This window comes from Bradyrhizobium sp. USDA 4369 (assembly GCF_054056435.1).
On the sequence record NZ_JBSRYH010000001.1, the window covers coordinates 6788887 to 6815018 of the forward strand.

At 66.0% G+C, this 26132-nt stretch carries 18 protein-coding genes and 3 pseudogenes; 16 read left to right on the forward strand and 5 right to left on the reverse strand.

The annotated features are described in order from the left end of the window. Window positions 1-7: 7 nt before the first annotated feature. The 4 genes from ACVIJ6_RS30760 (at window position 8) to aat (ending at window position 3800) form a co-directional block, all read left to right on the forward strand. Window positions 8-1528, forward strand: a complete 1521-nt coding sequence (locus tag ACVIJ6_RS30760; RefSeq protein WP_456775777.1) for a sensor histidine kinase — start codon at window positions 8-10, stop codon at window positions 1526-1528. Beyond that, a complete protein-coding gene (locus tag ACVIJ6_RS30765; protein WP_456775778.1) occupies window positions 1525-1962 on the forward strand; it encodes a response regulator in 438 nt (145 codons plus the stop codon). Before ACVIJ6_RS30760 ends, ACVIJ6_RS30765 begins: the two co-directional genes overlap by 4 nt. Then, on the forward strand, window positions 1959-3047 hold the full coding sequence (locus ACVIJ6_RS30770; RefSeq protein WP_456775779.1) for a sensor histidine kinase: 1089 nt from the start codon (window positions 1959-1961) through the stop codon (window positions 3045-3047). Before ACVIJ6_RS30765 ends, ACVIJ6_RS30770 begins: the two co-directional genes overlap by 4 nt. 72 nt (window positions 3048-3119) lie before the next feature. After that, a complete protein-coding gene (aat, locus tag ACVIJ6_RS30775; RefSeq protein WP_456775780.1) occupies window positions 3120-3800 on the forward strand; it encodes a leucyl/phenylalanyl-tRNA--protein transferase in 681 nt (226 codons plus the stop codon). 51 nt (window positions 3801-3851) lie between these two features. Here the strand turns inward: aat and ACVIJ6_RS30780 are convergent. Continuing rightward, window positions 3852-4840, reverse strand: a pseudogene (locus ACVIJ6_RS30780) (DUF2155 domain-containing protein). A gap of 240 nt (window positions 4841-5080) precedes the next feature. On the opposite strand from ACVIJ6_RS30780, the gene ACVIJ6_RS30785 reads away from it, so the two are divergent. The 6 genes from ACVIJ6_RS30785 to ACVIJ6_RS30810 all read left to right on the forward strand — a co-directional run bounded on the left by ACVIJ6_RS30785 (window position 5081) and on the right by ACVIJ6_RS30810 (window position 11320). Continuing rightward, a complete protein-coding gene (locus ACVIJ6_RS30785; RefSeq protein ID WP_456775781.1) occupies window positions 5081-5854 on the forward strand; it encodes an SDR family NAD(P)-dependent oxidoreductase in 774 nt (257 codons plus the stop codon). Between the two features lie 52 nt (window positions 5855-5906). Further along, window positions 5907-6869, forward strand: a complete 963-nt coding sequence (locus ACVIJ6_RS30790; protein ID WP_456775782.1) for an alpha/beta hydrolase — start codon at window positions 5907-5909, stop codon at window positions 6867-6869. 201 nt (window positions 6870-7070) lie between these two features. Then, entirely contained in the window at window positions 7071-8237 is a 1167-nt protein-coding gene (locus tag ACVIJ6_RS30795) for an amino acid aminotransferase (protein ID WP_456775783.1), read from the forward strand. 27 nt (window positions 8238-8264) lie between these two features. Beyond that, window positions 8265-8876, forward strand: a complete 612-nt coding sequence (locus ACVIJ6_RS30800) for a YitT family protein (protein ID WP_456775784.1) — start codon at window positions 8265-8267, stop codon at window positions 8874-8876. Between the two features lie 237 nt (window positions 8877-9113). Then, window positions 9114-10178, forward strand: coding sequence for a ketopantoate reductase family protein (locus tag ACVIJ6_RS30805; protein ID WP_456775785.1), 1065 nt, complete (start codon window positions 9114-9116; stop codon window positions 10176-10178). A gap of 131 nt (window positions 10179-10309) precedes the next feature. Further along, window positions 10310-11320 (forward strand): Na+-dependent transporter, encoded by a 1011-nt coding sequence (locus ACVIJ6_RS30810; RefSeq protein ID WP_456775786.1) that lies wholly within the window; start codon window positions 10310-10312, stop codon window positions 11318-11320. 50 nt (window positions 11321-11370) lie between these two features. Here the strand turns inward: ACVIJ6_RS30810 and ACVIJ6_RS30815 are convergent, their stop codons facing one another. Together ACVIJ6_RS30815 and ACVIJ6_RS30820 are read right to left on the reverse strand one after the other, a co-directional pair. Continuing rightward, the gene (locus ACVIJ6_RS30815; RefSeq protein WP_456775787.1) at window positions 11371-11643 is read right to left on the reverse strand and encodes a hypothetical protein; all 273 of its coding nucleotides are present in this window, start codon (window positions 11641-11643) and stop codon (window positions 11371-11373) included. Window positions 11644-11673: 30 nt separating this feature from the next. Continuing rightward, on the reverse strand, window positions 11674-12612 hold the full coding sequence (locus tag ACVIJ6_RS30820; protein WP_456775788.1) for a GlxA family transcriptional regulator: 939 nt from the start codon (window positions 12610-12612) through the stop codon (window positions 11674-11676). A 111-nt stretch (window positions 12613-12723) separates the two neighbouring features. On the opposite strand from ACVIJ6_RS30820, the gene ACVIJ6_RS30825 reads away from it, so the two are divergent. Next, window positions 12724-13422, forward strand: a complete 699-nt coding sequence (locus tag ACVIJ6_RS30825) for a DJ-1/PfpI family protein (RefSeq protein ID WP_456775789.1) — start codon at window positions 12724-12726, stop codon at window positions 13420-13422. 88 nt (window positions 13423-13510) lie between these two features. Here the strand turns inward: ACVIJ6_RS30825 and ACVIJ6_RS30830 are convergent, their stop codons facing one another. After that, the gene (locus ACVIJ6_RS30830; protein ID WP_456775790.1) at window positions 13511-13921 is read right to left on the reverse strand and encodes an NADH:ubiquinone oxidoreductase subunit NDUFA12; all 411 of its coding nucleotides are present in this window, start codon (window positions 13919-13921) and stop codon (window positions 13511-13513) included. Window positions 13922-14089: 168 nt separating this feature from the next. Between ACVIJ6_RS30830 and ACVIJ6_RS30835 the strand changes: the two genes are divergently transcribed. The 4 genes and pseudogenes from ACVIJ6_RS30835 to ACVIJ6_RS30850 all read left to right on the forward strand — a co-directional run bounded on the left by ACVIJ6_RS30835 (window position 14090) and on the right by ACVIJ6_RS30850 (window position 20041). Beyond that, window positions 14090-14794, forward strand: a complete 705-nt coding sequence (locus ACVIJ6_RS30835; protein ID WP_456775791.1) for a BA14K family protein — start codon at window positions 14090-14092, stop codon at window positions 14792-14794. An 82-nt stretch (window positions 14795-14876) separates the two neighbouring features. Next, window positions 14877-15260: a hypothetical protein gene (locus ACVIJ6_RS30840; protein WP_456775792.1), complete on the forward strand. Its 384-nt coding sequence runs from the start codon at window positions 14877-14879 to the stop codon at window positions 15258-15260. 24 nt (window positions 15261-15284) lie between these two features. Next, window positions 15285-17572 (forward strand): annotated as a pseudogene (locus tag ACVIJ6_RS30845) (CHASE3 domain-containing protein). 203 nt (window positions 17573-17775) lie between these two features. Then, window positions 17776-20041, forward strand: a pseudogene (locus ACVIJ6_RS30850) (CHASE3 domain-containing protein). Here ACVIJ6_RS30850 and ACVIJ6_RS30855 read toward each other — a convergent pair. Beyond that, window positions 20004-20897, reverse strand: a complete 894-nt coding sequence (locus ACVIJ6_RS30855; protein ID WP_456775793.1) for a DMT family transporter — start codon at window positions 20895-20897, stop codon at window positions 20004-20006. The pseudogene ACVIJ6_RS30850 and the gene ACVIJ6_RS30855 sit on opposite strands and share 38 nt — an antisense overlap. Window positions 20898-21761: 864 nt before the next feature. Between ACVIJ6_RS30855 and ACVIJ6_RS30860 the strand changes: the two genes are divergently transcribed. Continuing rightward, window positions 21762-25538: a vitamin B12-dependent ribonucleotide reductase gene (locus ACVIJ6_RS30860; protein WP_456775794.1), complete on the forward strand. Its 3777-nt coding sequence runs from the start codon at window positions 21762-21764 to the stop codon at window positions 25536-25538. The last annotated feature ends 594 nt before the right edge of the window (window positions 25539-26132 follow it).

Sequence of the window (26132 nt, forward strand, 5' to 3'; positions counted from 1 at the left end):
GTGGGCAGTGGCGCCTGAGGTGAGACGAAGGCGCACGCTGGGACAGATCCTGCTGTTGTCGGCGGGATTTGTGGTGCTGGTTGCCGTCAGCACGGCGTCGGTGCTGCTGGTCAACAAGGCCCGCAGCGACAGCGCCTGGGTGGTCCACACTGTCGAGGCCGAGAACCAGATCAACGCCTTGTTGCTCGAGGTCCGGCGCGCCGAGAGCGGCGTGCGCGCCTATCTGCTGACGCAGAACCCGGAATTTCTCAAAGACCACGAAGCCGCCGTGAAGGCGCTCCGGCCGCTGCTCGACAAGCTGGGCACGCTCGTCGCCGACAACCAGAAGCAGGTCGAAAACCTCGCCCGACTGCGCAGCGTGATCGAAGGCCGGCTGGCGCAATTCGATCGCGAAAAGGCGCTGGTGACATCCGGCGACCTCCCCGGCGCCGTCGCGCTGGTGCGCGATGCCGGATCGACCGACAGCAGCAACATGATGCGCAACACCGCCGAGACGATGCGTCTCGAGGAGGAGCGTCTGCTGGCTTTGCGCACCGCCAATGCCGATGCCAGCCAGCAATTGGCGGCCATCGTCACCATCACGGGTTCAGCCCTCGTTGTGGTGCTTGCGGTCATCTCGGTGCTGCTGGTGCGCCGTTCCACCCGCGCCCGCGATGATGCCGAGGCGCAGCTGCGCGAGAGCAACCTGAACCTGGAGGCGACCGTCGACGAGCGCACCGCGGATCTGCGCGAAGCCAACGAGGAGATCCAGCGCTTCGCCTACATCGTCAGCCACGATCTGCGCTCGCCGCTGGTCAACATCATGGGCTTTACCAGCGAGCTAGACGAGCTGCGCAACGACATCTTCCGCCGCATCGCGACGCTGGCACGCGCGGTATCCGACTCGCCGCCTCCGGCCGAAGGCGCCGAGCCGGAGCTGGAAGGCGCCGACAAGCAGCTCTCCGAGGATTTCTCGGAGGCGCTGGGCTTCATCAAATCCTCGATTGCGAAGATGGACCGGCTGATCTCAGCCATCCTCAATTTGACCCGCGAAGGACGACGTGAGTTCGTTCCGGTGCGGATCGAGACGCGCGAGCTGATCGAGGCGATCGTCTCCACGCTCGCCCATCAGGCCGAGGAAGCGCAGGCAACCATCCGTATCGAGCCGCTGCCTGCGATCATAAGCGACCGCCTGGCGCTGGAGCAGATCTTCTCCAACCTGATCGACAACGCCATCAAATATCTGAAGCCCGGAGTGCCAGGGGATATCGCGATCCGCGCCCGTACCAAGCTGGGCTTCGCGATCTTCGAGATTACCGACAACGGCCGGGGGATTGATCCCCGGGATCACCAACGTATCTTTGACCTGTTCCGCCGCGCCGGGACGCAGGATCGTCCCGGTCAGGGAATCGGGCTTGCCCATGTGCGCGCGCTGGTGCGGCGACTCGGCGGAACCATGTCGGTCGCCTCGGAACTCGACCAGGGCAGCACCTTCACCATCACGCTTCCGATCAAATGGAACGCCTCAAACCGGAACTCAGACCGATGACCATGCCCGTGACGATCATCATGATCGAGGACGACGAAGGACACGCCCGGCTGATCGAGCGGAACATTCGCCGCTCCGGCGTCAACAACGAGATCATGCCGTTCACCAACGGTACAGACGCCGTGAATTATCTGCTGGGTGCTGACGGTACCGGGCTCGATCACAAGGGCCGGGCCCTGCTGATTCTGCTGGACCTGAACCTGCCGGACATGACCGGCATCGACATCCTCAGGATGGTCAAGCAGAATAGCTTCCTGAAGAGTGCCCCCGTGGTGATCCTCACCACCACCGACGACTCGCAGGAGATCAAGCGCTGCTACGAGCTCGGCTGCAACGTCTACATCACCAAGCCAGTCAATTACGAGAGTTTCGCCAACGCCATCCGCCAACTCGGCCTGTTCTTCTCCGTCATCCAGGTTCCGCCCGCCGTATGAGCTCCGCCGCACCCACGCTGCTCTATATCGACGACGACGCCACCCTGGCGCGGCTGGTGGAGCGCGGGCTCAAGCGGCTGGGCTTCACGGTCGAGCATGCGCCCGATGGCGCCGCAGGCCTCGAACGGATCCAGCACGGTGGGATCGACGTCGTTGCGCTGGACCAGTACATGCCGGGCCTCGATGGCCTGGAGACGCTGGAGCGCATCATGGCGCTGCCTGAAGCACCGCCCGTGGTGTTCGTCACGGCGTCCCAGGATTCCAAGATTGCCGTGACCGCGCTGAAGGCCGGGGCCGCCGATTACCTGGTCAAGGACGTCCAGGGCGAATTCGTCCCCCTGCTCCAGGTCGCCGCCGAAGGCGCGCTGCGCCAGGCACGGCTGCAGAAGGCTCGCGACGAGGCCGAAGCCGAAGTGCGCGCCTCGCGCGACCGCTACGCGGCATTGGCCGCCGAGCGCGAGGTGCTGCTGCGCGAGGTCAACCACCGCGTCGGCAACTCCCTGCAGATCATCGCCTCGCTGTTGCACCTGCAGGCCAATTCGAGCTCGCAGGAGGACGTGAAGGCCGCGCTCACCAATGCCATGGGCCGCGTCGCCGCGGTGGCGCAGGTCCACCGCCGGCTCTACACCTCGCACGATCTCAAGAGCGTACTGCTGAACCAGTATCTCGACGCCCTGCTCGACGACCTCCGCCGCTCGGCCGAGGGCAATCGCATGTCACGCCTGACGTTGAAGGCGGAGCCGGTCGAGATCGACCCGGATCGGGCGGTCGCCATCGGCATCGTCGTCAACGAACTGGTGATGAACGCGGTCAAATATGCCTATCCCGACGGGCCCGGCCCGATCCACGTCGAGTTGAAGCTTGCGAGCGACGACGTTCTGCTCTCGATCGCCGACAATGGCGTCGGCCTCAACGCCACCAGCGATCCGCGTTCGACCGGCATGGGGCAGCGTATCGTCAGCGCGATGGCCACCAAGCTCGATGCGACGGTGGCCCCCGATCCGGGGCATGACGGCACCAAGATTCTGGTGCGCTTCCGCCTGACCAAGGATGTTCTCAAGCCGGCGGCGGCCGCGGTGGGCTGACAGCTCCCGGCGACCGGCGGACGCCACCAACGAACCATCGCCTGGACGGCGGCTTCCTGCTAAGCTCCCCGCATGAATTCGCGCGACTCCGCAGCGTCCGAGATCACGCCCGAGGTTCTGCTGCGTGCCTATGCCTGCGGCATCTTCCCGATGGCCGAAAGCGCCGACGACCCGTCATTGTTCTGGGTCGAGCCGGAGCTGCGCGGCGTCATTCCCTTGACCGGCTTTCGGGTGTCGTCACGTCTGGCGCGGACGGTGCGGTCGGATGCCTTCACGGTGACCGTCAACCAGGCCTTCGCGGCCGTCATGGATGGCTGCGCCGAGCCGCAGCCCGGGCGCGAGGACACCTGGATCAACCGGCGTATCCGCGAACTCTATAGTGGCCTCTACGCGCTGGGCCATTGCCACAGCGTCGAATGCTGGCAGGAGGGGGACCTGGTGGGCGGGCTCTATGGCGTCAGCCTGGGGCGCGCCTTCTTCGGCGAAAGCATGTTTCACCGCACCCGCGACGCCTCGAAGGTCGCGCTGGTGCATCTTGTCGCGCGGCTGATCGCAGGCGGATTCGAACTGCTCGACACGCAATACGTCACCGAGCATCTCAAGACGTTCGGCGCGGTGGAGATCCCCCGCCGCCGCTATACGGGCCTGCTGGAAAAGGCGCTGACCGGGCCCGCGGCCAATTTCACGCGGCTCTCCATTGACCAGCCGATCTCAGGCACGGAGGCGCTCGCCATCATTGCCGAGCGCCATTGAGCCCCGCCATCTCAACGCATGCGATCGCAACACGCGCGATCTGAACAGGCGCTATCTGAACACACCGCCGAACGGTCCGCCCGGCTGAGGCAGTGGGGACGGAGGCGGAGGAGGCATCTGCTGCGTCTGATATTGCTGCTGCGGCGGCGCCGGCCGCGGAGCAGCTTGTCGCTGCTGCGGCGGCCGCTTCTGAGCCGGCTGCTGCGCCGCCGGCTTCTGGTCGGGCGCGGCGCTCACGACGGTCGTCTGCGGCTCTTTGCAGTCGACCAGCCAGATGTCGTAAATGGGATGTTCAACGCCGTGCAGGCCGGGGCTCGCGGCGAACATCCATCCCGAGAAGATGCGTTTCACCTCACCCTGCAGAGTGATCTCATCGACCTGCACGAAGGCGTCGGTATTCGCAGCCTCGGTGGCCGGACGCGTGTAGCAGGCATCGGTCTTCACCCGCAGCGCGCCGAACTGCACCGTCTCGCCGACATCCTCGTCGAAATTGATGATGCGGCCGGTGATCTTGTCCAGGCCCGAGAAGCTCGCTTTCTTGTTCACGATCTTCTGCGCCGGCGGCTCGGTCACGACCTCGTCGCCCGGCTGCAGGGTCGCCGGCGTCTGCGGCACGGCGCCATTCGGCGGAACCGCCGCATTCTGCGGCGCGCCGCGCGCGGCGGCTGCCGCTGGCCGCCAGGCGGCGGCGCCGCGCCGGGCTGTCCGGGAGGCGGAGCAACTGCGACGGGGGCGTTGGTCGGGGGCACGGCCGCCCCCGGAGGCGGCGCCAGCGGCTGCGACTGCACCGGGCCCGGCAGTCCGGCCCCCGGCGCGGGCCGGGTCGGTGCCGGCAGAACGCGGCCCTGCGGCAGTTCCGGAACTTCCTCCTCTTCCTCGGGCGGCGGGATCGGCTCTCCGCGACGCGGAATGTTGCCGGGCGGCCGAGGAACGGGATCAGAGAAAATAGTCCCGATCTGCGCGCGTGCGGGCACGGCCAGCGCGAGGGACGTTGCGGCCAGGACTGCCGCGATACCGGTCAGGACGATTGTTCGGTGCATCTCGCGCGGCTTTATCAGGCGAATCGGGGTTCGGGACAATCAAATCGCGTCATGACCCATCCGCCGCTCTCGATCAGCCCTCCCGTTAACATGTCGAATACGGCGGGGAAAGGGCGACTTACCAGCGCACCGCGAGGTGGTCATCCGGTTCATCCAATGAGATAGTCGGACCACCAACAGATAGCGTGAAACCAACACGCAGCAAGGCCGCGTCCGATCGGCCGGCAAGGAAGGAAATGAATGACCGATTTGATTCGTCTCGACGGCCGGGTGGCCGTCGTCACCGGCGCGGCCGGGGTCATCGGCGCCGCGACCATGCGCCTGCTGGCCGCGCGCGGCGCCCGCATCGTCGCCATCGACCGGCGCGAACAGGATCTGAAGGCGGCCATCGCGGCCCTGCCCGCCAGCGCGGAGGCTCTCGCGATCGCCGCCGACGTGACCGACGAAGCGCAGGTGGCGGCCTATGTGCGGCGGGCCTGTGACCAGTTCGGAACCATCGACGTGTTCTTCAACAATGCCGGCGTCGAGGGCGAGATCAAGTCGATCACCGACTATCCGCTCGAGGCGTTTCGTCGCGTGCTCGACGTCAATGTCGTCGGCGTGTTCCTGGGCCTCAAGCACGTCCTGCCGGTGATGTTGCAGCAGAACCGCGGTTCGATCATTAACACCGCCTCGATTGCCGGGCTGATCGGCTCGCCGCAGATTGCCGTCTACAGCGCCAGCAAGCACGCGGTGATCGGCCTGACCAAGAGCGCGGCGTGGGAATGCACCGGCACGAATGTGCGCGTGAACTGCATCTGTCCCGGCCTGATCGACAGCCGCATGCTGAGCGCAATCATCGAAGGCCGCAGCGGCGGGCCAGTCCCGGTCGACAAGATCGTCGACCGCGTCCCCGCGCGCCGGCTCGGCCAGGGCTCGGAGGTCGCCGCCATCGTCGCGTTCCTCGCCTCCGACGATGCGAGCTACGTCTCCGGCGCCGCCTACACCGTCGATGGCGGCCGCACCGCAGCCTGAACAGCCTTCATTCAAGACGTCATTGAACATTAACGCGATAGGTCAATTGCCCATGCCCGTTCCACTCGATGCCGATGCCGCCGCCGTCTACAAGGCGTTTCAGGAGGCCGGCCGCCCGGCCTATGAAACGCTAACACCTGCGGAAGCGCGGGACTATTATCTGGCCGCCCGCGTGGTGAGCAATCCGGAGCCGCCGGAGCTCGCCGACGTGCAGGAGCTCTCCATCCCGGCCCCGCATGGCGCGATCCCAGCACGCCTGTATCGGCCGAAGACGATACGGCACAATGGCGGCCTCGCACCCGCGCTGGTGTTCTTCCATGGCGGCGGCTGGGTGATCGGCAATCTGGATTCGCACGATGTGGTCTGCCGCGCGCTGGCCCATGAGGGCGAGCTGATCGTGGTCTCGATCGATTACCGTCTTGCGCCCGAGCACAAGTTTCCGGCCGCGGTCGACGACGCCGTCGCGGCGACCCGATGGGTCGCCGATCACGCGGCCTCGCTCGGCATCGACGACACCCGCCTGAGCGTCGGCGGCGATTCCGCCGGCGGCAATCTGGCGGCCGTGGTCGCGCTGTCGGCGCGCGATAGCCACGGGCCGAAGCTGTCGGGCCAGGTCCTGATCTACCCGGCCACCGACTTCTCGATGAACCATCCCTCGCACAGCGAGCCCGAGACCAGCGTGCTGCTGACCCATTCGGTCATCCGCTGGTTTCGCGACCATTATCTCAACAGCGCCGCCGACATCCACGATTGGCGCGCCTCGCCGGCCAAGGCCGAGACGCTGGCCGGCCTGCCGCCCGCTTACGTGCTGACCGCCGGCGCCGATCCGCTGCGCGATGAAGGCGATGATTATGCGCGGCGGTTGCGCGAGGCCGGCGTGCCGGTGACGCACCGAACGCATCCCGGCCAATTCCACGGCTTCTTCACCATGGGCAAGCTGCTCGACCAGGCCAATGTCGCGGCGCGCGACATTGGCGCCTGGCTGAAACAGCTGGATCGGCCCAGCGGCATCTGAGCCGCCTCCGGCCGAGCTTCCACCGGCACGCCTCGCGCGCGCGAGGCGTCCGGACGGGCGCGGGCTGCTTCATGCACCGGACGAAACCGAGCCTCGCCGAAATTTCCGCTGTTTTTGCGCCGCAACCAAGATAGTGTCCCGTCGCCCGCGAGGACGGCCCATGACTGGCCGGTGGGCCCTACTCCCGACAGGATTGCCCCGATGTTCGAACGCCTGAGCCGCCAGCCCGACGATCCCCTGCTCGCTTTGATCGGCATCTTCAAAGCCGATCCGCGGGCCGACAAGGTCGATCTCGGCGTCGGCGTCTATCGCGACGAAGCCGGCCATTCGCCGATCTTCCGCGCCGTAAAGGCCGCCGAGCGCCTGATCTGGGAAAGCCAGAGCAGCAAGGCCTATGTGGCGCCTGAAGGCGACCAGACCTACCTCGACCTGCTCTGGACCATGGTCGGCGGCAACGCCTCTGCGGTGCATGCTGCTGGCGTGCAGACCCCCGGCGGCTCCGGCGCATTGCGGCTGGCTGCCGATCTGATCCGCCAGGCCGGCACCGGCAAGATCTGGCTTGGACTGCCGAGCTGGCCGAACCATGCCGGCATCTTCGCCGCCGCCGGACTCAAGATCGAGACCTATCCCTATTTCGACGTCCCGTCGCAGAGCTTGCAGCTCGACAGCATGATCGAGGCGCTCCAGCGCGCCGAGCCCGGCGATGCGGTCCTGCTGCATGCCTCCTGCCACAATCCGACGGGGGCCCCGCTCGGCGCCGAGGATTGGGCACGCATCACCGCCGTGATCGCCGCGCGCGGGCTCGTGCCGCTGATCGATTCCGCCTATCAGGGTTTTGGCGCCGGCTTCGACGGCGACGTCGCCGGCCTGCGGGCGATGATCGCAGCCATCCCCGAAGCGCTCATCGCGGTGTCCTGCTCGAAATCGTTCGGTCTCTATCGTGAGCGCACCGGCGCGCTCTACGCCGTCGCTGCCGCGCAGGCCGCGGCCGAGACCGCGCGCTCCAATCTCGTCGCCATCGCCCGCACCAGCTATTCGATGCCGCCGGACCACGGCTCGGCCATCGTGAAGACGATCCTGGGCACGCCGGACCTCTACGACGACTGGCGCAGCGAGCTCGACTCCATGCGGCAACGTCTGGCGACGCTGCGAGGCGCATTCGCCGAGGCGCTGGGCGACCGCTGGTCGAACTCCCTGGCCATCGGCCGGCAGGAGGGCATGTTCTCGCTGCTGCCAGTGACGCCGGCTGACGTCATGGCCCTGCGCGAGAAGCACGGCGTCTACATGCCGACCTCCGGCCGGATCAACATCGCCGGCCTGAAGCTTGCGGACGTGGCACGCGTCGCCGGACTGTTCAAGGCGCTCTGACCTCGCTGCAGATTGAGGACCGACGGCGTGGCTGAGGTGGTGCAGGAGCGTCACAAGCTCTACGAAGATGTGATGGCGCTGACCCTGGGCACGCTGTTCGTCTCGCTGGGCATGCTGATCTACAGCAAGACGGTGCTGCTGGTCGGCAGCACCGCGGGCCTGTCATTGCTGCTGAGCTACGTGACCGGTTATGGGTTCGGGATCAGCTTCTTCCTGCTCAACCTGCCCTTCTATGTGCTGGCGATCAAGCGCATGGGCTGGCCGTTCACGATCCGCACCTTCGTCGCGGTCGGCCTTGTCGCGGTGTTCTCGCGCCTGACAGCAGACTGGATCGACATCAGCCGTATCGACCCGGTCTATGCCACGGTGATCGGGGCAGGCCTCACCGGGACCGGGCTTCTCATGCTGTTCCGTCATCGCACGGGCCTCGGCGGCATCAACATCCTGGCGCTCTATCTGCAGGAACACTGGAAGATCCGCGCCGGCTATTTCCAGCTCGCGGTCGACATCCTGATCATGCTCGGCGCGTTCTTCGTCATCCCGGCAAACAGGCTGGCGCTGTCGATCCTGGGGATCGTGATCGTCAACATCATCATCGCGATCAACCACAAGCCCGGCCGCTACATGGCTCTGAGCTGAAGCGACCGGCCCGCGCCTGTCCGGCTCGCCCGGACAACCGCCGGCACTGCCCCGCCTCGGGTGCGCTGCACTTGCCAGACGGCTCATTCCATGTGATGAAGCTCTGGTATGCCAGCAGCCGAGGCAAGGCTTGCCGCCTCCGTCCGCTCCTTGGAGCGTCCGACGGACACTTCGGTGCGACTGGACCACCAATAAAAAAATCTCGCACGCAAAACCGATCTCTGGGGAGACCAAGGTATGGCACGCAATATTCTGATTCTCGGGGCCTCCTATGGCTCCCTGCTGGGCACCAAGCTGTTGATGGCCGGCCACAATGTCACGCTGGTCTGCCGCAAGAAGACCGCCGAGCTAATCAATCGCGAGGGTACCGAGGTCCGCATCAAGCTGCGCGACGAACCGGCGCACCGCTCGATCTTCTCGCGCGATCTGCCCGGCAAGCTCGACGCCGCCTCGCCGGATCAAGTCGATCTGTCGCGCTACGACCTCGTCGGCCTTGCAATGCAGGAGCCGCAATACGCCAACCACACGATCCGCATGCTGATGGTCAAGATCGCCGAGGCGAAGCTGCCCTGCCTGTCGATCATGAACATGCCGCCGCTGCCCTATCTGAAGCGCATTCCGGCGCTGGCCAACAGCGATCTCGACGAGGCCTATACCAACGCTGCGGTCTGGGAGCGCTTCACGCCGGGCCTCGTGACCTTGTGCTCGCCGGATCCGCAGGCCTTCCGCCCACCGGAGGAAGCTGCCAACGTGCTGCATGTCGGCCTGCCGACCAATTTCAAGGCCGCCGCCTTCGCGGACGAGACGCACACCGCGCTGCTGCGTGAGCTGGAGCGCGATATCGACGCCGTGACGCTCGACGGCCATGACGTGCCGGTGAAGCTGAAGGTATTCGACTCGCTGTTCGTGCCGCTGGCGAAATGGTCGATGCTGCTGACCGGCAACTACCGCTGCATCACGCGCGGCGAGCCGCAGGCGATCCGCGACGCCGTGCACGGCGATCTCGCCCGCTCGAAAGCGATCTACGAGCATGTCGACGCGATCGCGCGCAAGCTCGGTGCCGATCCGAGCGATCAGGTGCCGTTCGAGAAGTACGCCAAGGCGGCCGAGAGCCTGCTGAAGCCGTCTTCGGCTGCGCGGGCCGTGGCCGCGGGCGCGCCGTTCATCGAGCGCGTCGACCTGCTGGTGAAGCTGATCGCCCAGCAGCTCGGCATGCCCAATACCGAGATCGACCAGACGGTGCAGACCGTCGATTTCAAGCTCAATGAGAAGATCGTGCTGGGCGGCTCGACGGCGCAATAGCCCAGGGTCGGCGCCCCCGATCGATCAGGGGGCCGTCGCCGGTCATCATCGGTAAAGAGATGTGACTTTGCAGGAGCGCGCGGCCACTTCATGGTTCGCGCGTTCTTTGATTCACATCGTTCGGACATCCGATGCCATATTCCGGGCCACTCGCTGTTCCGCTGCGGGCCCTGAGCTGGCTCGGCAATCAGGGCACGCGCGCGATCGTCGCCGTGCTCCTGGCCGCGATCGCGGTGCCGCCGCTCGGCGAGCTGCTGCGTCCCTACGTCACCGAAGCAATCTTCCTGCTGCTCTGCATCTCCTTCATGCGCGTCGACGTCGCGATGCTGCGCGCGCATCTGCGCCGGCCGCTGCTGGTGCTGTCCGCGACCGCCTGGACCACGATCGCCGTGCCGCTTCTGGTCGGCACGCTCACGCGCATCACCGGTATCGAGGCCGCCACCCCTGACCTGCATCTCGCGTTGATGCTGCAGGCGACCGCCTCGCCAATGATGGCCTCGCCCGCGCTCGCCGCCCTGATGGGGCTGGACGCGACGCTGGTGCTGATCACGCTGGTGACCTCGACCGCGCTCGTGCCGCTGACGGCCCCGTTCTTCGCCTATGTCTTCCTGGGCCAGACGCTGGCGCTGTCACCCGCAACGCTCGGGCTGAAGCTGGCCGGCATTCTCGCCGGCGCCGGCGTCGTCGCCACGCTCATCCGCCTGGCCTTCGGCCTGACGGCGGTGCGCCGCCATCGGGCGCCGATCGACGGGTTCAACATCTGCATCCTGTTCGTGTTCGCGTCCGCGATCATGGCACATGTGCTCGCCGACCTCGTCGCAACTCCGTTGCGCATGCTGGGCCTCGCAGCGCTCGCCTTCGCTGTGTTCTTCCTGCTGCTCGGGACCACCATGCTGCTGTTCCGCCGCTGTGGCCGCGAACGCGCGATGGCGCTGGGCATGATGGTCTCGCTGCGCAACATGGGGCTGATGCTGGCGGCGACCGAAGGCGCGATCCCAGGCACCACCTGGCTGTATTTCGCGATGAGTCAGTTTCCGATCCACCTCGCGCCACAGCTGCTGCGGCCGTTCGCCGAACGGCTGCGCAAGCCGCCGTCAACCGTCGACGGCGATAAGGACCTCGTCAGCCCGGCACGGGAATGAGCCGTCTGAGCTGAACACCTGCCGCAAATCCCTTCGGCAGACGCCACTGTTCAGACCGACAATCCGCTGCAGGTCAGGATGATGCGGGTCGCCCGCCACACCCAGGTCTTGCCGTCGCGCGCCGCCTGCAGGCTGAAGACGCGCTCGTTCCAGCGCGGGTCGTGCGCGAATCGGATGTTCTCGATCACGAACGCCTGCTGCTGCCGTTTCCATTCGATGGCCCAAGCGAGATGCGCCTGCTCGAGCTGCTGCCGCAGCCTGGACAGCTCGATCACATAGGGGGATGGGAAGATGACTCCAAACCCCATGGAATTGCCGGCCATCACGCCATCTCCGCGCTTGACTGGGTGAGACTATCCCGCCCTCGCCGCCCGCCGCAACGCCTGCGGCGGCTGGCCGAACGCGCGAATGAACGCCCGGCGCATCCGCTCGGGATCGCGAAAGCCGGTGGCTTCGGCGACCAGCTCGATCGGCTGGTGCGAGGCCTGAACGCGATCGCGCGCGACCTCGAGGCGCAGACGTTCGATCGCCTTGGATGGCGTGGTGCCGGTCTGTGCGACGAAGGCGCGGGTGAAATGCCGTGTGCTCATGCCAGCACGCTCGGCGAGATCATCGACGGTCAGCGGCGCATCGAGATGCTCGCGCGCCCAGATCAGGAGATCGGCGAAGCGGCCGCTCGGCGCTTTCAGTTCGAGCAGCGAGGAGAATTGCGATTGGCCGCCGCTGCGGCGGTGATACAGCACGAGCTGACGCGCCGTCATCTGGGCGATCTCCTCGCCATGATCCTCGGCCACCATCGCCAGCGCGAGGTCGATGCCGGCCGTGATCCCGGCCGAGCTCCACACCTGGCCGTCGCGAACATAGATGCTGTCCGGCTCCAGCCTCACATTCGGATAGCTGCGCAGGAACTGCCGCGTTCGCTGCCAATGCGTGGTGGCGCGCCGGCCGTCGAGCAGGCCCGCTTCAGCGAGCACGAACGCTCCGGAACAGACACTCGCGATGCGGGTGCCGCGTTGCGCGACCTTCCGGACGAAGTTGATCGTGCAGGAATTGCGGCTCGCCGCCTCCACGCCGTCGCCGCCGGCAATCAGCAATGTCGAGAGCGCCGACGCCGGGCCGAACTTGCGCGCCAGCATCTCGGCGCCCGACGAGGAGCGGACCGGCCCCGGCTGCGCCGCGATTACCCGGAGCGCCGGGACAGCGTGTGCATAGCGCGCCGCGATCTCGAACACCGAGATCGGCCCGGCGGCATCGAGCAGCTGGAAACTCGGGAAGATCAGGACGCCGATCATCTGGGAGCTCCACGGCCGCCTTGTCCGGAAACGAGGGAACTTAGGCATATGAGCCAGACACCGGATCATGCAGGATGATCGCCGTCAACCCTCATCGCAGCGAGCGCAGCCATGGCCGAACCGCTTTCCATTGCCTTTGTCCTCTTTCCCCATGTGACGCAGCTCGATCTCACCGGTCCCGTGCAGGTGTTTTCCAGCGTGCCCGGCGCGACGCTGCATCTGGCCTGGAAGACGATCGAGCCTGTGCCCACCGATTCCGTGCTCACGCTGCTGCCGACGACGACCTTCGCGGACTGTCCCCAGAGCAACATCATCTGCATCCCCGGCGGCTTCGGCGTGGACGCCATTCTCAACGACGACGAGGTGATCGGCTTTATTCGTCGCCAGGCTGCCGGCGCCAGGTACATCACATCGGTGTGCACCGGCTCGCTGGCGCTTGGCGCCGCCGGCCTGCTCGACGGCTATCGGGCCGCGACCCATTGGAGCGCGCGCGAGTGCCTCGCATTGTTCGGCGCCACTGTCAGCACCGAGCGGGTCTGCATCGATCGCAACCGCATCACCGGCGGCGGCGTCACCGCCGGCATCGATTTCGCGCTGACCGTCGTGTCGCAACTGTTCGACCGGCAAACGGCGGAAGCCATCCAACTCCGGCTCGAATACAATCCCGCGCCGCCCTTCTCGGCTGGTTCGCCGGACACGGCGCCACCCGAGGTGCTGTCACGGATGCTTGAACGGATCGAGCCATTCCGGACGCGTCGCGTCGAGGCAGCCGAACGCGCAGCCAGCCGGCTCGCGAGGACGGCAGGCTAGCGCCGAGCGCCCGAGGTTGCCCACAAGAAAAGACCGCCCGGAGGTCCGGACGGTCGGGTCGAATTCCACGGTCAGCGGCTGCGGCGAATCAGCTGCCGGGCGTCCAGGGCTGATAGTCTCCGGTGGCCTTCGGGCGGCGACCGCTGGCCAGGGTCGATCCAGCAGGACGATAGGCGAGCGGCGTCCCAGTCAAATTGGGCTGGTGCGGCTTCTCCCACTCGCGCGGCTTGTAGCCGTCCTCGGAGGGCGGCACGTCGACCATGTGGTGCATCCAGGCGTGCCACTCCGGGGGGATACGGCTGGCTTCCGCGAGGCCGTTATAGATCACCCAGCGGCGCTCGAAATGCAGGACCGGATCGATCTTGCCGCCGGCCGTGCGGTAATAGCGGTTCCCCTGCCCGTCCTGGCCCACGAGTTCGCCGAACCGCCAGGTCCACAGCTGCGTGCCGAACGTCTGGCCGTTCCACCACGTGAAGAGCTTCAGGAAGAACTGTTTCATGCGCGCGGGCCGGTGTTGTGAAGATCCCGGCTCTGATGCCACCGCGCCCGCCACTTGTCCAGTGTTGCCGGTCCAGTGCTGCCGGCCGCGGCGATCCGGCCGGTTCGGCACGGGGAACGAGATCCCCCGCCTGCGGTTAGATCCTTTTCCCCTGATGGAGCGACATCGATGACCAACCTGAAGACATTGAGCGCCGTAGCGGCCGTGGCGCTGGTCCTGCCGCTTGCGGCAGCAAGCACGAGCTTTGCGCAAGGCCCTGGTCCTGGCGGTCACACCGGCGGTGGCGGCGCAGCCATCGGTGGCGGTGGCCATGGCGGTGGCGCCATCGGCGGCGGTGGCGGCCGCGGCGCCATGGGCGGTGGAGGGGGTGCGATCGGCGGTGGCGGTCGCGGCTTCTCGGCGGGTCCTGGGCCCGGCGGCATGGGCGGCGGCGGTTTTGCCGGCCGGGCCGCAGCAGGCGGCGCCAACGTCTTTGCCGGCCGTGGTCCGGCGGCTGGCGCGAACGTTGCCATCAACAATGGCGGTGGCGGCCGTGGCGGCTGGAACGGCGGCAATTGGCACGGCGGCGGAGGCAACTGGCATGGCGGACATGGCGGTGGCTGGCATCATCGCGGCGGCGGCTTCTGGCCGGGCGTAGCGACGGGCGCCTTCATCGGCGGCGCACTGGGCAGCTCCTATGCCTACTACAACGACCCGTATTATTACGGATCGGACTACTACAACGACTATTCCTATTATGACGACTCTGCGCCTGTCGCCGTCGTCGGGACGGAAGGCGTCGACCCGAGCTACTGCGTGCGGCGCTATCGGTCCTACGATCCTGCGTCGGGCACCTATCTGGGCTATGACGGCCTGCGTCATCCCTGCCCGTAAGCGTCCGGCAACGACGGCACTGCTCTAAAGAGGCGGCGGGGTGATCACCCGCCGCCTTGTCGCGTGTAGCAGTGCCTCATAGTTGTTCGTGCCTCATCGTTGCGCGTTGTGTGTCCAGGCCGCCACGTCGCAGATTGATTTTGAACGAAATTTCCACATTGTGCCGTCCGGCGTGCAGATGAATTCAGCGAACAGGTCCAATATCGATTTCAGCCTTGATTCTTCTTTCCTCAGGGAACGGGCTGCTCGCAAGGGTATCGCTCTGCTGCCGATGCACAGACTGTTTCTGCCGTCCCGCGCCTTCTCACCCGCGGCGATTCAGCGTTTGCGCCTATCGCCGTCGAACGCGCCCGGACTTTCCATCAAGGAGGCGCACCTTGCCAAGACGTCATCGCTGCATCGAATATCAACTCCACCCTGCTGCCCGGAAGAGGCGCCAGCGGCATTCGACCACCCTCCGGGTTGATATGTCGCTGAGCGGGCGCACCGGATGATCGGCCATCGCCTCGCATTGGGGCTCGGGCTGGGAACTCTGCTTGCGATCGGAGCGGCATCGACGGCGCTCGACATCAAGTCGCGCCATGACGCAGCCTGGGTCGATTCATCGCTCAACATTCTGCAGAAGGCATCCGATCTGCGGTTGCTCCTGCGCGAGGTGGAGGCATCCTCACGCGGTTTCGGGCTCACCGGCGCGGAGCAGTTCAACGCCGAGTTCAACGACGTCAGGGCACAAATTCCCACGGCTTTGTCCGATCTGCAGCGAAGCGCGGCGGACAGTCCCACCGCGAAGAACCTGTTTGCCGAGACGGCCGCGCTGATCGACCGGAGGGTTGATCTCGCCGCCGAATTGATCCGTCTGCGCGCGGCGTCGGATCGCGCCGGGCTCGACGCGCTTGGCAGTCGCGCCGAAGGCCCCGCCATCATGGCCACGATCACGGCCAATCTCGATCGCTTCGTTGCCGAACAGCGACAGCTGCTGGCGCAGCGGACGGCGACGTCCAAGGCGACCGGCTCCCTGCTGCTCGCGATCGACCTGTGCGGGCTTGCGGTGCTCCTGCTCATCGCTGGATACCTCGTCCGACGCACCTATCAGGACGACCGCACGCTCCGCGCCTCCCTGCTCCGTTCCGAGGCCGAAGCCGTCTCGCTGGCCGAGAAGGCCGAGGAACAGCACCGCGATCTGATGGCGGCGCATGAGAAGCTGCGCCATTCCGCCGAGATCCTGCAAAGCACCTTCAACAGCATGGCCGAGGGCGTGCTGGTGATCGATGCCGCCGACACGGTCGTATTCTCGAACCCCGCCGTCGAGCGTCTGCTCGGCTACCGTCCCGGCAGGAAGCTGTCCGAAGTCCGAGCCCGGCTTCGCGTCTATGAAAGCGACGGCGTGACGCAGATCGCAGGTCATGACCTGCCGACGCCGCGCGCCCTGCGCGGCGAGGCGTTTGACCGTCGGGAGCTGATCGTCCATCTGCAAGAGCGCGACGAGTTGTTGCGGTTGATGGTGAGCGGCCGGCCGTTGCGTGACGCCGCCGGCGCCATCACCGGGGCGGCGATGGTCTATCACGACATCACGATGGCACATGAGACCGAGCGATTGCTGTATCAGGCGCAGAAGCTCGACGCGATCGGCAAGCTCACGGGCGGCGTGGCGCATGATTTCAACAACATGCTCACGATCATCACCGGCACCATCGAAACCCTCGCCGAAGAGGTTCAAGACCGCCCGGCTGCCGCCGCCACCGCAGCCTTGATCGGCCAGGCCGCAGACCGCTGCACAGAGCTGATCCGCCACCTCCTCGCCTTCGCGCGCAAGCAGCCGCTGCATCCGCGCGACAGCGACGTGAACAGCACGATCCTCGACATCGCCAAGCTGCTGCGACCGACCCTCGGTGAGCAGATCGAAATCAACTCGATCCTCGACGAGGAAGAGCTGATCGCCCATATCGATTCGGCGCAGCTTGCCAACTCACTCGTCAACATGGCCATCAACGCCCGCGACGCGATGCCCAATGGCGGCAAGCTGCTGCTGGAATCGCGCCGGGTCGTGCTTGATGAGGCCTATGCCGCCGCCAATGCCGGCGTGGAGCCCGGGACCTACGTCATGGTCGCCGTCAGCGATACCGGCACCGGCATGTCGACCGAGGTCCGTGATCGCGCGTTCGAGCCGTTTTTCACGACCAAGGAGCCTGGCAAGGGCTCAGGCCTCGGGCTCAGCATGGTCTATGGCTTCGTCAAGCAATCCGGCGGTCACATCAAGATCTACAGTGAGGAAGGCAAGGGCACCACGATCCGGCTCTATATTCCCGCACCCAAGGGGCAACCCGCAGCCCCGGCGGCGCCTGATCCGCCGCCGCCCCGCGGCACCGAAACGATTTTCATCGTCGAGGACGATCCGCTGGTGCAGGATTTCGTGGTCGCGCAACTGCAGAGCCTGGGCTACCGGACCATCACGGCATCGACCGGAGTCGAAGCCCTGGCGAAGATCGAGGCCGGGCAGACCTTCGACCTTCTCTTCACCGACGTCATCATGCCCGGCGGCGTCAACGGCAAGGAACTAGCCGAGGAGACGCTGCGGCAACGGCCCGGCATGAAGGTTCTCTACACGTCCGGCTACACGGATAACGCCATGATCGAGCATGGCGGCCTCGATCAGGACGCGCTGCTTCCCTCACCAAGCCCTATCGCAAATCCGAGCTCGCGCAGATGGTCCGCCTGGCGCTGCTGTCGAGCGCGGATGCCGGACCGCCCGCCGCCGTCGGCGGCGCTCTCGCGGGCTGATGCCCGACCAGCACGCTGCGAATTGAGATCGGCGCCGGCTCTGGATAATCGGCATGGAACCGCAAAGAAGAATTGGCAGAGCGCCCTATATTGCTTAGGAATCGTCACTCCTAATAGCCTTATTAGCTGCGCAGAGGCGGCGAGCGCTCCATCACAACAATGCTTGATCGATCCAACGCGCAGCGCGCTGAAGAGCTCTTGCCATGATACGCCGGCGCGTGGCGATCGGCCTGGGTTTGGGAACCTTGCTTGCGGTGGGATCCGCCTCCGTGGCCCTCGACCTGAAGTCGCGCGATGACGCAGCCCTGGTCGATCACACCATGGAAGTGCTGCAAAAATCGTCCGATCTGCGGCTGTTGCTGCGCCAGGTCGAGAGCGCCTCGCGTGCCTTCGCGCTCACTGCTGACGATCGTTTCGTGGCCGAGTTCCAGGACGCGCGACAACAGGTTCCCGCGGCACTCGCGGATCTGCTGCACGCGGTGAACGACAATCCGGCCCAGGTCACCCGATTGACATCCATCGACGAGGTGGTGAAGCGCCGCCTCGATTTGTCGAGCAGGCTCATCCAGCTTCGCGCCGCGAACAATCAGGCAGCGCTCGACAACCTGCTCGCAGGGGGGCCCGGACGCGCGGCGATGGCGACGATCACCGCGACGCTGGACGCCTTCAATGCAGAGGAGCGGCGGCTGCTCGCGGCGCGCACGGAAACCTCGCAGCGCACCGGCGCGTGGCTGCTGATGATCGACCTGGCAGGGGTCGGCGTGCTGCTGCTGATCGCGGCCTACCTCATTCGGCGCGCCTACGTGTCGGATCGGACGCTGCGCTCGTCGCTCAGCCGATCGCAGGCCACAGCAATGTCGCTCGAGGCCCAGGCCCTGCAGCAACGTGGCCGAACTCGCTGTCGCCTATGACGAGCTGAGACGATCCTCGGCGATTCTGGAGAGCACCTTCAACAGCATGGCGGAAGGCGTGCTGGTGGTGGATCCGGACGGCACGATCGTGTTGTCGAACCCGGCCATCGATGACTTTCTCGCCACGCGAGCCGGCAAGACGTTCGCCGAAATCGTGGTCGAGAACCGGTTCTTCGCGAGCGACGGCACCACGCCGATCCCGACCGACGACTTGCCGATCGCGACCGCCCTGCGCGGCCTGTCCTTCGATCGCCGCGAAATGGTGGTGAAGCCGGCCGACGGTCGTGCGCAGGCCCGGCTGATGGTGAGCGGGCGGCCGCTGCGCAATTCCGCGGGCACGATCAGCGGTGCCGTGCTGGTGTATCACGATGTCACCGAAGTGCACGAGACCGAGCGCCTGCTGCAGCAGGCGCAGAAGCTCGACGCGATCGGCAAGCTCACCGGCGGCGTCGCGCACGACTTCAACAACATGCTGACCATCATCACCGGGTCGATCGAGGTGCTGATCGACACGGTGCAGGATCGCCCGGCGGCGGCCGAGCTGGCGGCGTTGATCAGCAGGGCCGCCGACCGCTGCACCGAACTGATCCGCCATCTGCTGGCCTTCGCGCGCAAACAGCCGCTGCGGCCGCGCGACATCGACGTCAATGCGACCGTGCAGGACATCGCCAAGCTGCTGCGGCCGACCCTGGGCGAGCAGATCGAGGTCAAGGCCATTCTCGCCGAGGAGGAACTGATCGCCCATGTCGATTCGGCGCAGCTCGCCAATTCGCTGGTGAACATGGCGATCAATGCCCGCGACGCGATGCAAGATGGCGGCAAGCTGCTGCTGGAGACGCAGAGCGCCGCGCTCGACGCGGCCTATGCCGCCGCGAATCCGGGCGTGGTGCCGGGCCGCTACATCATGGTCGCCGTCAGCGACACCGGCAGCGGCATGCCGCAGGAGGTGCAGAACCGCGCTTTCGAGCCGTTCTTCACCACCAAGGAGGCCGGCAAGGGCTCCGGCCTCGGGCTCAGCATGGTCTACGGCTTCGCCAAGCAATCAGGCGGGCACGTCAAGATCTACAGCGAGGAGCATCGCGGCACCACGATCCGGCTGTATCTGCCGCCGGCGCGGGCGGCGCTGCAGATCGCCGCCGAGCCGGACACCGAGCTGCCGACCGGCCATGAGACGATCCTCGTCGTCGAGGATGATCCGCTGGTGCGCAGCTTCGTGCTGGCCCAGCTGCAGGGCCTCGGCTACACGACGCTGTCGGCCGCGCGCGGCCGCGAGGCGCTGGCGATCGTCGATGGCGACCAGCCGTTCGAGCTACTGTTCACCGACGTCATCATGCCCGGTGGCGTGAGCGGCCGGCAATTGGCGGAGGCGGTGCAGGCCAAGCGCCCATCGGTCCGCGTGCTCTATACGTCCGGCTATACCGACAATGCGATCCTCGAGCACGGCCAGTTGCTCTCGGAGGCGCTGCTGCTGACCAAGCCGTATCGCCGCGCCGAGCTCGCGCAGATGGTGCGGCGGGCGCTCAGCCCCGCGTCGCCAGCGCCACTGCGGCCAGCGTAAGCGCCAGCGCGGCCACCTGCCCGGCCCCCAGCGGCTCGCGGAGCGCGATCGCCGAGGCGACCACGCCGATCACCGGGACGGCCATGGTGCCGATCGCCGCCACCGAGGCCGGCAGCCGCGCCAGCGCCGCGAACCAGGTGACATAGGCGACGCAGAACTGGATCACCGTCGAGTAGAACATCAGCGCCCAGTCGAGCTGATCGAGCCTGGTCCAGTCGGACTGTTCGATGACGACGCCCACCAGCACGATCGGCACGCAGCCGATGCCGATCTGCCAGGCCGCCGCCGACAGCGGCGGCAGCCGGATCGGCAGCTTCTTCGCCAGCACCGTGCCGAGCGCAAAGCCGAAGGCGCCGCCCAGCACCATCAGGATGCCCGGCAGCTTGTCGCGGCTGGCCGACAGGCCGTTGCCGCCCATCAGCGCGGCGAGCCCGGCGAAGGCCAGCAGCAGCGCGAGCACGCGCAGCCAGGTCGGCCGCTCGCCGAGGATCGGCCAGGCCAGGATCGACGCCCAGACCGGCATCGTATAGGCGATCAGCGCCGCCTCGCCGGCCGGCAGCCACAGCAGCGCCAGCCCCATCAGCACCATCCACACCGTGACATTGAGCAGCCCGGCGATGATCAGCCGCGGCCAGACCTCGCGCTGCACGGCTAGGCTCTGGCTTCTGACGATCGCGAGCAGCGCCAGCAGCGCCGCGCCGACCACCCCGGTGCTGCCGCGCAGCGTCAGCGGCGGCAGCACGCCGACCAGATGCTTGGTGACGGGCCAGTTGAAGCCCCAGCCGAGCGAGGTCACGGCAAGAAACATCAGCCCGGCGGGCGTGATCCGCCCGCTGGCCTTCGGCGTGTCTGTCATGGAATCACCGGCGCGGTGTGCAGGAGCCGCAGCTTGCCGGCGTTTTCCCGGCCACACCAGGGATTGTGGGGCATGCCTGCCCCGCACCAGCCCGTCAGCGGCCGTGAGTCGCGCCGATGCAACCGGAACACATCGTTCGCAGACGAATAAATTCCTGCCCTGTGAACAGCGGGGCGAAGCCCTGTGGATGACATCGCCGGCAAATTTTTTCGGTTTCGAATCCGCGAGGACTCGCCGATAGTTACGGCCATCACGATACCGGCAAATGCCCTGTTATCCCCCGCTTTCCCCCATATTTAGTGTTTGGTTTAGGAACTCGTACTAGTCCTTGACGGGCAGAGCGGAGTCGTCCTAGCTTCCGGCCCGGTTCGGCGCTTGATCGCGTTTGAAGTCTCGCCGGCCGCTTCCCAGAAGGGTTCGAGGACAACCACGCCATCCGGCCACAAGGCCCGGCGTGCGCGGCCTCGGCTGTCCCACGCCGGGACGGAGGCGGACGGCGTCCTCCGGGGGAACCCACTAGATGTGGGGCCTCCCCTGCAGCGAGACGGGAGCAGGATGGCGCGCCTGGCGCGTTGAGAGCGTGGCGCGTCGAGAGCGTGAGGCGTTGAGAACGTGAAGCGTTGAGACGTGAGGCGGAGCGGGCAGCGGACGGGCTGCGCGCGCCGGCGAAGAAGACGGGGCGAGACGCCGGACAACGGCGCGGCTGCCTTCCGTCTTCGAGGCTGAACAGAGACGGGCCGGGCGACCGGTTGAACTGCGGCGGCAGGCGGGTGTCCCGGAATCGGGACTCGCCGGCCGCCGCCCTTGGATGCAATGATCCCGGCCGCCAACAACGCGGTCCGGCAAGAACAATTGGGGCTCGCGATGCGGATTGAACGGCGCAACACCACCGAAGGACAGTCACCCTATGCAGGGATCGACTTCCGCCTGACCACGTCCGAGATCAAGAATCCGGACGGCTCGGTGGTGTTCCGGCTCGAGAATGTCGAGATCCCCGAATTCTGGTCGCAGGTCGCCTCCGACGTGCTGGCGCAGAAATATTTCCGCAAGGCTGGCGTCGCCGCGCGCCTGAAGAAGGTCGAGGAAGAGAGCGTGCCGTCCTGGCTGTGGCGCTCGGTGCCCGACACCGACGCCCTCGCCGCACTGCCCGAGAGCGAGCGCTATGGCAGCGAGCGCTCTGCCAAGCAGGTGTTCGACCGTCTCGCCGGCTGCTGGACCTATTGGGGCTGGAAGGGCAACTACTTCTCGTCGGAAGAAGACGCCGTCGCGTTCTATGACGAGCTTCGCTTCATGCTCGCCAAGCAGATGGTCGCGCCGAACTCGCCGCAATGGTTCAACACCGGACTCCATTGGGCCTATGGCATCGACGGCCCCGGCCAGGGCCATTATTACGTCGACTACAAGACCGGCAAGCTGACCAAGTCGAAGTCGTCCTACGAGCATCCGCAGCCGCATGCCTGCTTCATCCAGGGCGTCGAGGACGACCTCGTCAATGACGGCGGCATCATGGACCTGTGGGTGCGCGAGGCGCGCTTGTTCAAATATGGCTCCGGCACCGGCTCCAACTTCTCGCGGCTGCGCGGCGAAGGCGAGAAGCTGTCGGGCGGCGGCCGCTCGTCCGGCCTGATGAGCTTCCTCAAGATCGGCGACCGCGCCGCGGGCGCCATCAAGTCGGGCGGCACCACCCGCCGCGCCGCCAAGATGGTCGTGGTCGACGCCGACCATCCGGACATCGAGGCCTATATCGACTGGAAGGTGAAGGAGGAGCAGAAGGTCGCCGCTCTCGTCACCGGCTCCAAGATCAACCAGAAGCACCTGAAGGCCGTGATGAAGGCCTGCGTCAATTGCGAGGGCTCCGGCGACGACTGCTTCGATCCCGAGAAGAACCCGGCGCTGCGCCGCGAGATCAAGCTCGCGCGCCGCGCTTTGGTGCCCGACAACTACATCAAGCGGGTCATCCAGTTCGCCAAGCAGGGCTATAAGGACATCGACTTCCCGATCTACGACACGGACTGGGATTCCGAGGCCTATCTCACCGTTTCGGGGCAGAACTCCAACAATTCGGTGTCGCTGAAGGACGATTTCCTGCGCGCCGTCGAGACCGATGGCGACTGGAGCCTGATCGGCCGCACCAACAAGAAGGTCGTCAAGACGCTCAAGGCGCGCGACCTCTGGGAGAAGATCGGCCACGCCGCCTGGGCCTCGGCCGATCCGGGCCTGCACTTCAACACCACGATGAACGACTGGCACACCTGCAAGGCGTCCGGCGACATCCGCGCGTCCAATCCGTGCTCGGAATACATGTTCCTGGACGACACGGCGTGCAATTTGGCCTCGGCCAATCTGCTGACCTTCTACAACACCGAGACGAAGCATTTCGACGTCGGCGCCTATGAGCATCTCTGCCGGCTCTGGACGGTCGTGCTCGAAATCTCCGTGCTGATGGCGCAGTTCCCGTCGAAGGCGATCGCCGAACTCTCCTACGAGTTCCGCACGCTCGGCCTCGGCTATGCCAATATCGGCGGCCTCTTGATGACCATGGGCCTGTCCTATGACTCCAAGGAAGGCCGCGCGCTGTGCGGCGCGCTCTCGGCGATCATGACCGGCATCGCCTACAAGACCTCGGCCGAGATGGCCGGCGAGCTCGGTCCCTTCCCCGGCTACAAGAAGAACGCCGCGCACATGCTGCGCGTCATCAAGAACCATCGCCGCGCCGCCAAGGGCGAAGCGACCGGCTATGAGGCGCTGTCGGTCAACCCGGTGCCGCTCGACCACGCCCACTGCCCTCAGGTCTCGCTCGTCAGCCACGCCATCCAGGCCTGGGACGACGCGCTCGCGCTCGGTGAGACCAACGGCTATCGCAACGCCCAGGTCACGGTGGTCGCTCCCACCGGCACCATCGGCCTCGTGATGGATTGCGACACCACCGGCATCGAGCCTGACTTCGCGCTGGTGAAGTTCAAGAAGCTGGCCGGCGGCGGCTACTTCAAGATCATCAACCGCGCGGTGCCCGCAGCACTCCGCGTGCTCGGCTATCGCGAGAGCGAGATCGCCGAGATCGAGGCCTATGCCGTCGGTCACGGCTCGCTGTCGAACGCCCCCGGCGTCAACGCCACCACGTTGAAGGCCAAGGGTTTTACCGACGAGGCGATCGCCAAGGTCGAGAAGGCGCTGCCGACCGCGTTCGACATCAAGTTCGTGTTCAACAAATGGACGCTCGGCGAGGAGTTCATCACCAAGCAGCTCGGCGTCTCCGCCGAGGCACTGGCTGCGCCCACCTTCGAGCTGCTCGCGGCTGTTGGCTTCACCAAGCGCGAGATCGAGGCCGCCAACGTGCATATCTGCGGCGCGATGACCGTCGAGGGTGCCCCGCATTTGAAGGCCGAGCATTATTCGGTGTTCGATTGCGCCAATCCCTGCGGCAAGATCGGCAAGCGCTATCTCTCGGTCGAGAGCCACATCCGCATGATGGCGGCGGCGCAGCCGTTCATCTCGGGTGCGATCTCCAAGACCATCAACATGCCGAACGACGCCACGGTCGAGGACTGCAAGGCGGCGTATCTGCTCTCCTGGAAGCTCGCGCTGAAGGCCAACGCGCTGTACCGCGACGGCTCGAAGCTGTCGCAGCCGCTCAACTCGCAGCTCATCGCCGACGATGAGGACGAGGACGATGCGGTCGAGTCCTTCTACGAGAAGCCGATGGCCGCGCGTGCCACCCAGGTCTCGGAGAAGATCGTCGAGAAGCTGGTCGAGCGCATCGTCGTGATGCGCGAGCGCGAGAAGATGCCGGATCGCCGCAAGGGCTACACCCAGAAGGCGGTTGTCGGCGGCCACAAAGTGTACTTGCGCACCGGCGAGTATGATGACGGCCGCCTCGGCGAGATCTTCATCGACATGCACAAGGAGGGCGCGGCGCTGCGCTCCTTCATCAACAACTTCGCCATCGCGGTGTCGCTGGGTCTCCAATACGGCGTGCCGCTAGAGGAGTATGTCGACGCCTTCACCTTCACCCGCTTCGAGCCGGCCGGTCCGGTGCAGGGCAACGACTCGATCAAGTACGCGACGTCGATCCTCGACTACGTGTTCCGCGAGCTCGCCGTCAGCTACATGTCGCGCTTCGACCTCGCCCATGTCGACCCGTCCGAAAGCAATTTCGACGCGCTCGGCCGCGGCGTCGAGGAAGGCAAGATGTCCGAGGACGGCCCGAGCCAGCAGGCGGCGAAATATGTCTCGCGCGGCCTGACCCGCTCGCGCACCGACAACCTCGTCGTGATGCGCGGCGGCTCCTCGTCCCCCTCCCCTGCAGGAGGAGGGTCGATCGGGAGCGCAGCGAGCGATCGGGGTGGGGTGAATCTCACCGCCCTCGCCTCCTCCCGCGCCGGCGACGCGATCGAAGGCGCCGTCGCCTACAAGCAGGAGCCGCAACACGACCTCTCGCCCACCGAGAAGCTCGAGGCCCTGCAATGGAGCAAGGCCGGCACCGCCGCCACCCAAGTCGCCTCCAAGGCCGAACGCCGCGCCGAAGCCAAGGCCAAGGGCTACGAAGGCGAGATGTGCTCGGAGTGCGGGAATTTCACGCTGGTGCGGAACGGGACTTGTATGAAGTGTGATACGTGCGGCAGCACGACGGGGTGTTCGTAAACTTCGACGAAGATACCTCCTCAAAAGGGAAGGCGCGGCATCCGATGCCGCGCCTTTTTTGGGCGCGCTGCTGGCGGCCCAAACAGGGCATCACTCAAGAATTTCGGAATATCAGAACTCTACAGTCCCGCACTAGATATAGAGGATCTTGTGTGGATATATCCTACTGCATATTGAAGTTCTTCTTATGTTCTGACAGAATCGATGTGTTCGATTCGCTCGCTTCTGGCGGCTGGGCTCCTTGTGAGCGTCGGTCTTGCTGGGGGCGAGGACCGCGAGGCTTTGGCTTCAGCGGTTCAGGTAGCACCCGAAGTTCGCTCGCAGCGCCTTCGGAGCCTTGGAGATCGAACTTCGCGCCCGGCTGAAAGGAAACTGGCCGTAGCCCTAACTATCAAGGGGACTCATCGGACGGTCAGCAGCTTTTCTTTCTCGTTGGTCGTGGAGGGTCGATGGCCGAGCTTGACGGAAGCCACAAAAAGGCTAGCCGACAAGTAAGGAGGGACAAATGACCCGGACATGCAAAAACGGGCAACGTTTGCGGCTCGTCTCGCCGCCGCCGTTTCGGCTGCGGCACCGATCTACCCGCTTCTGGCG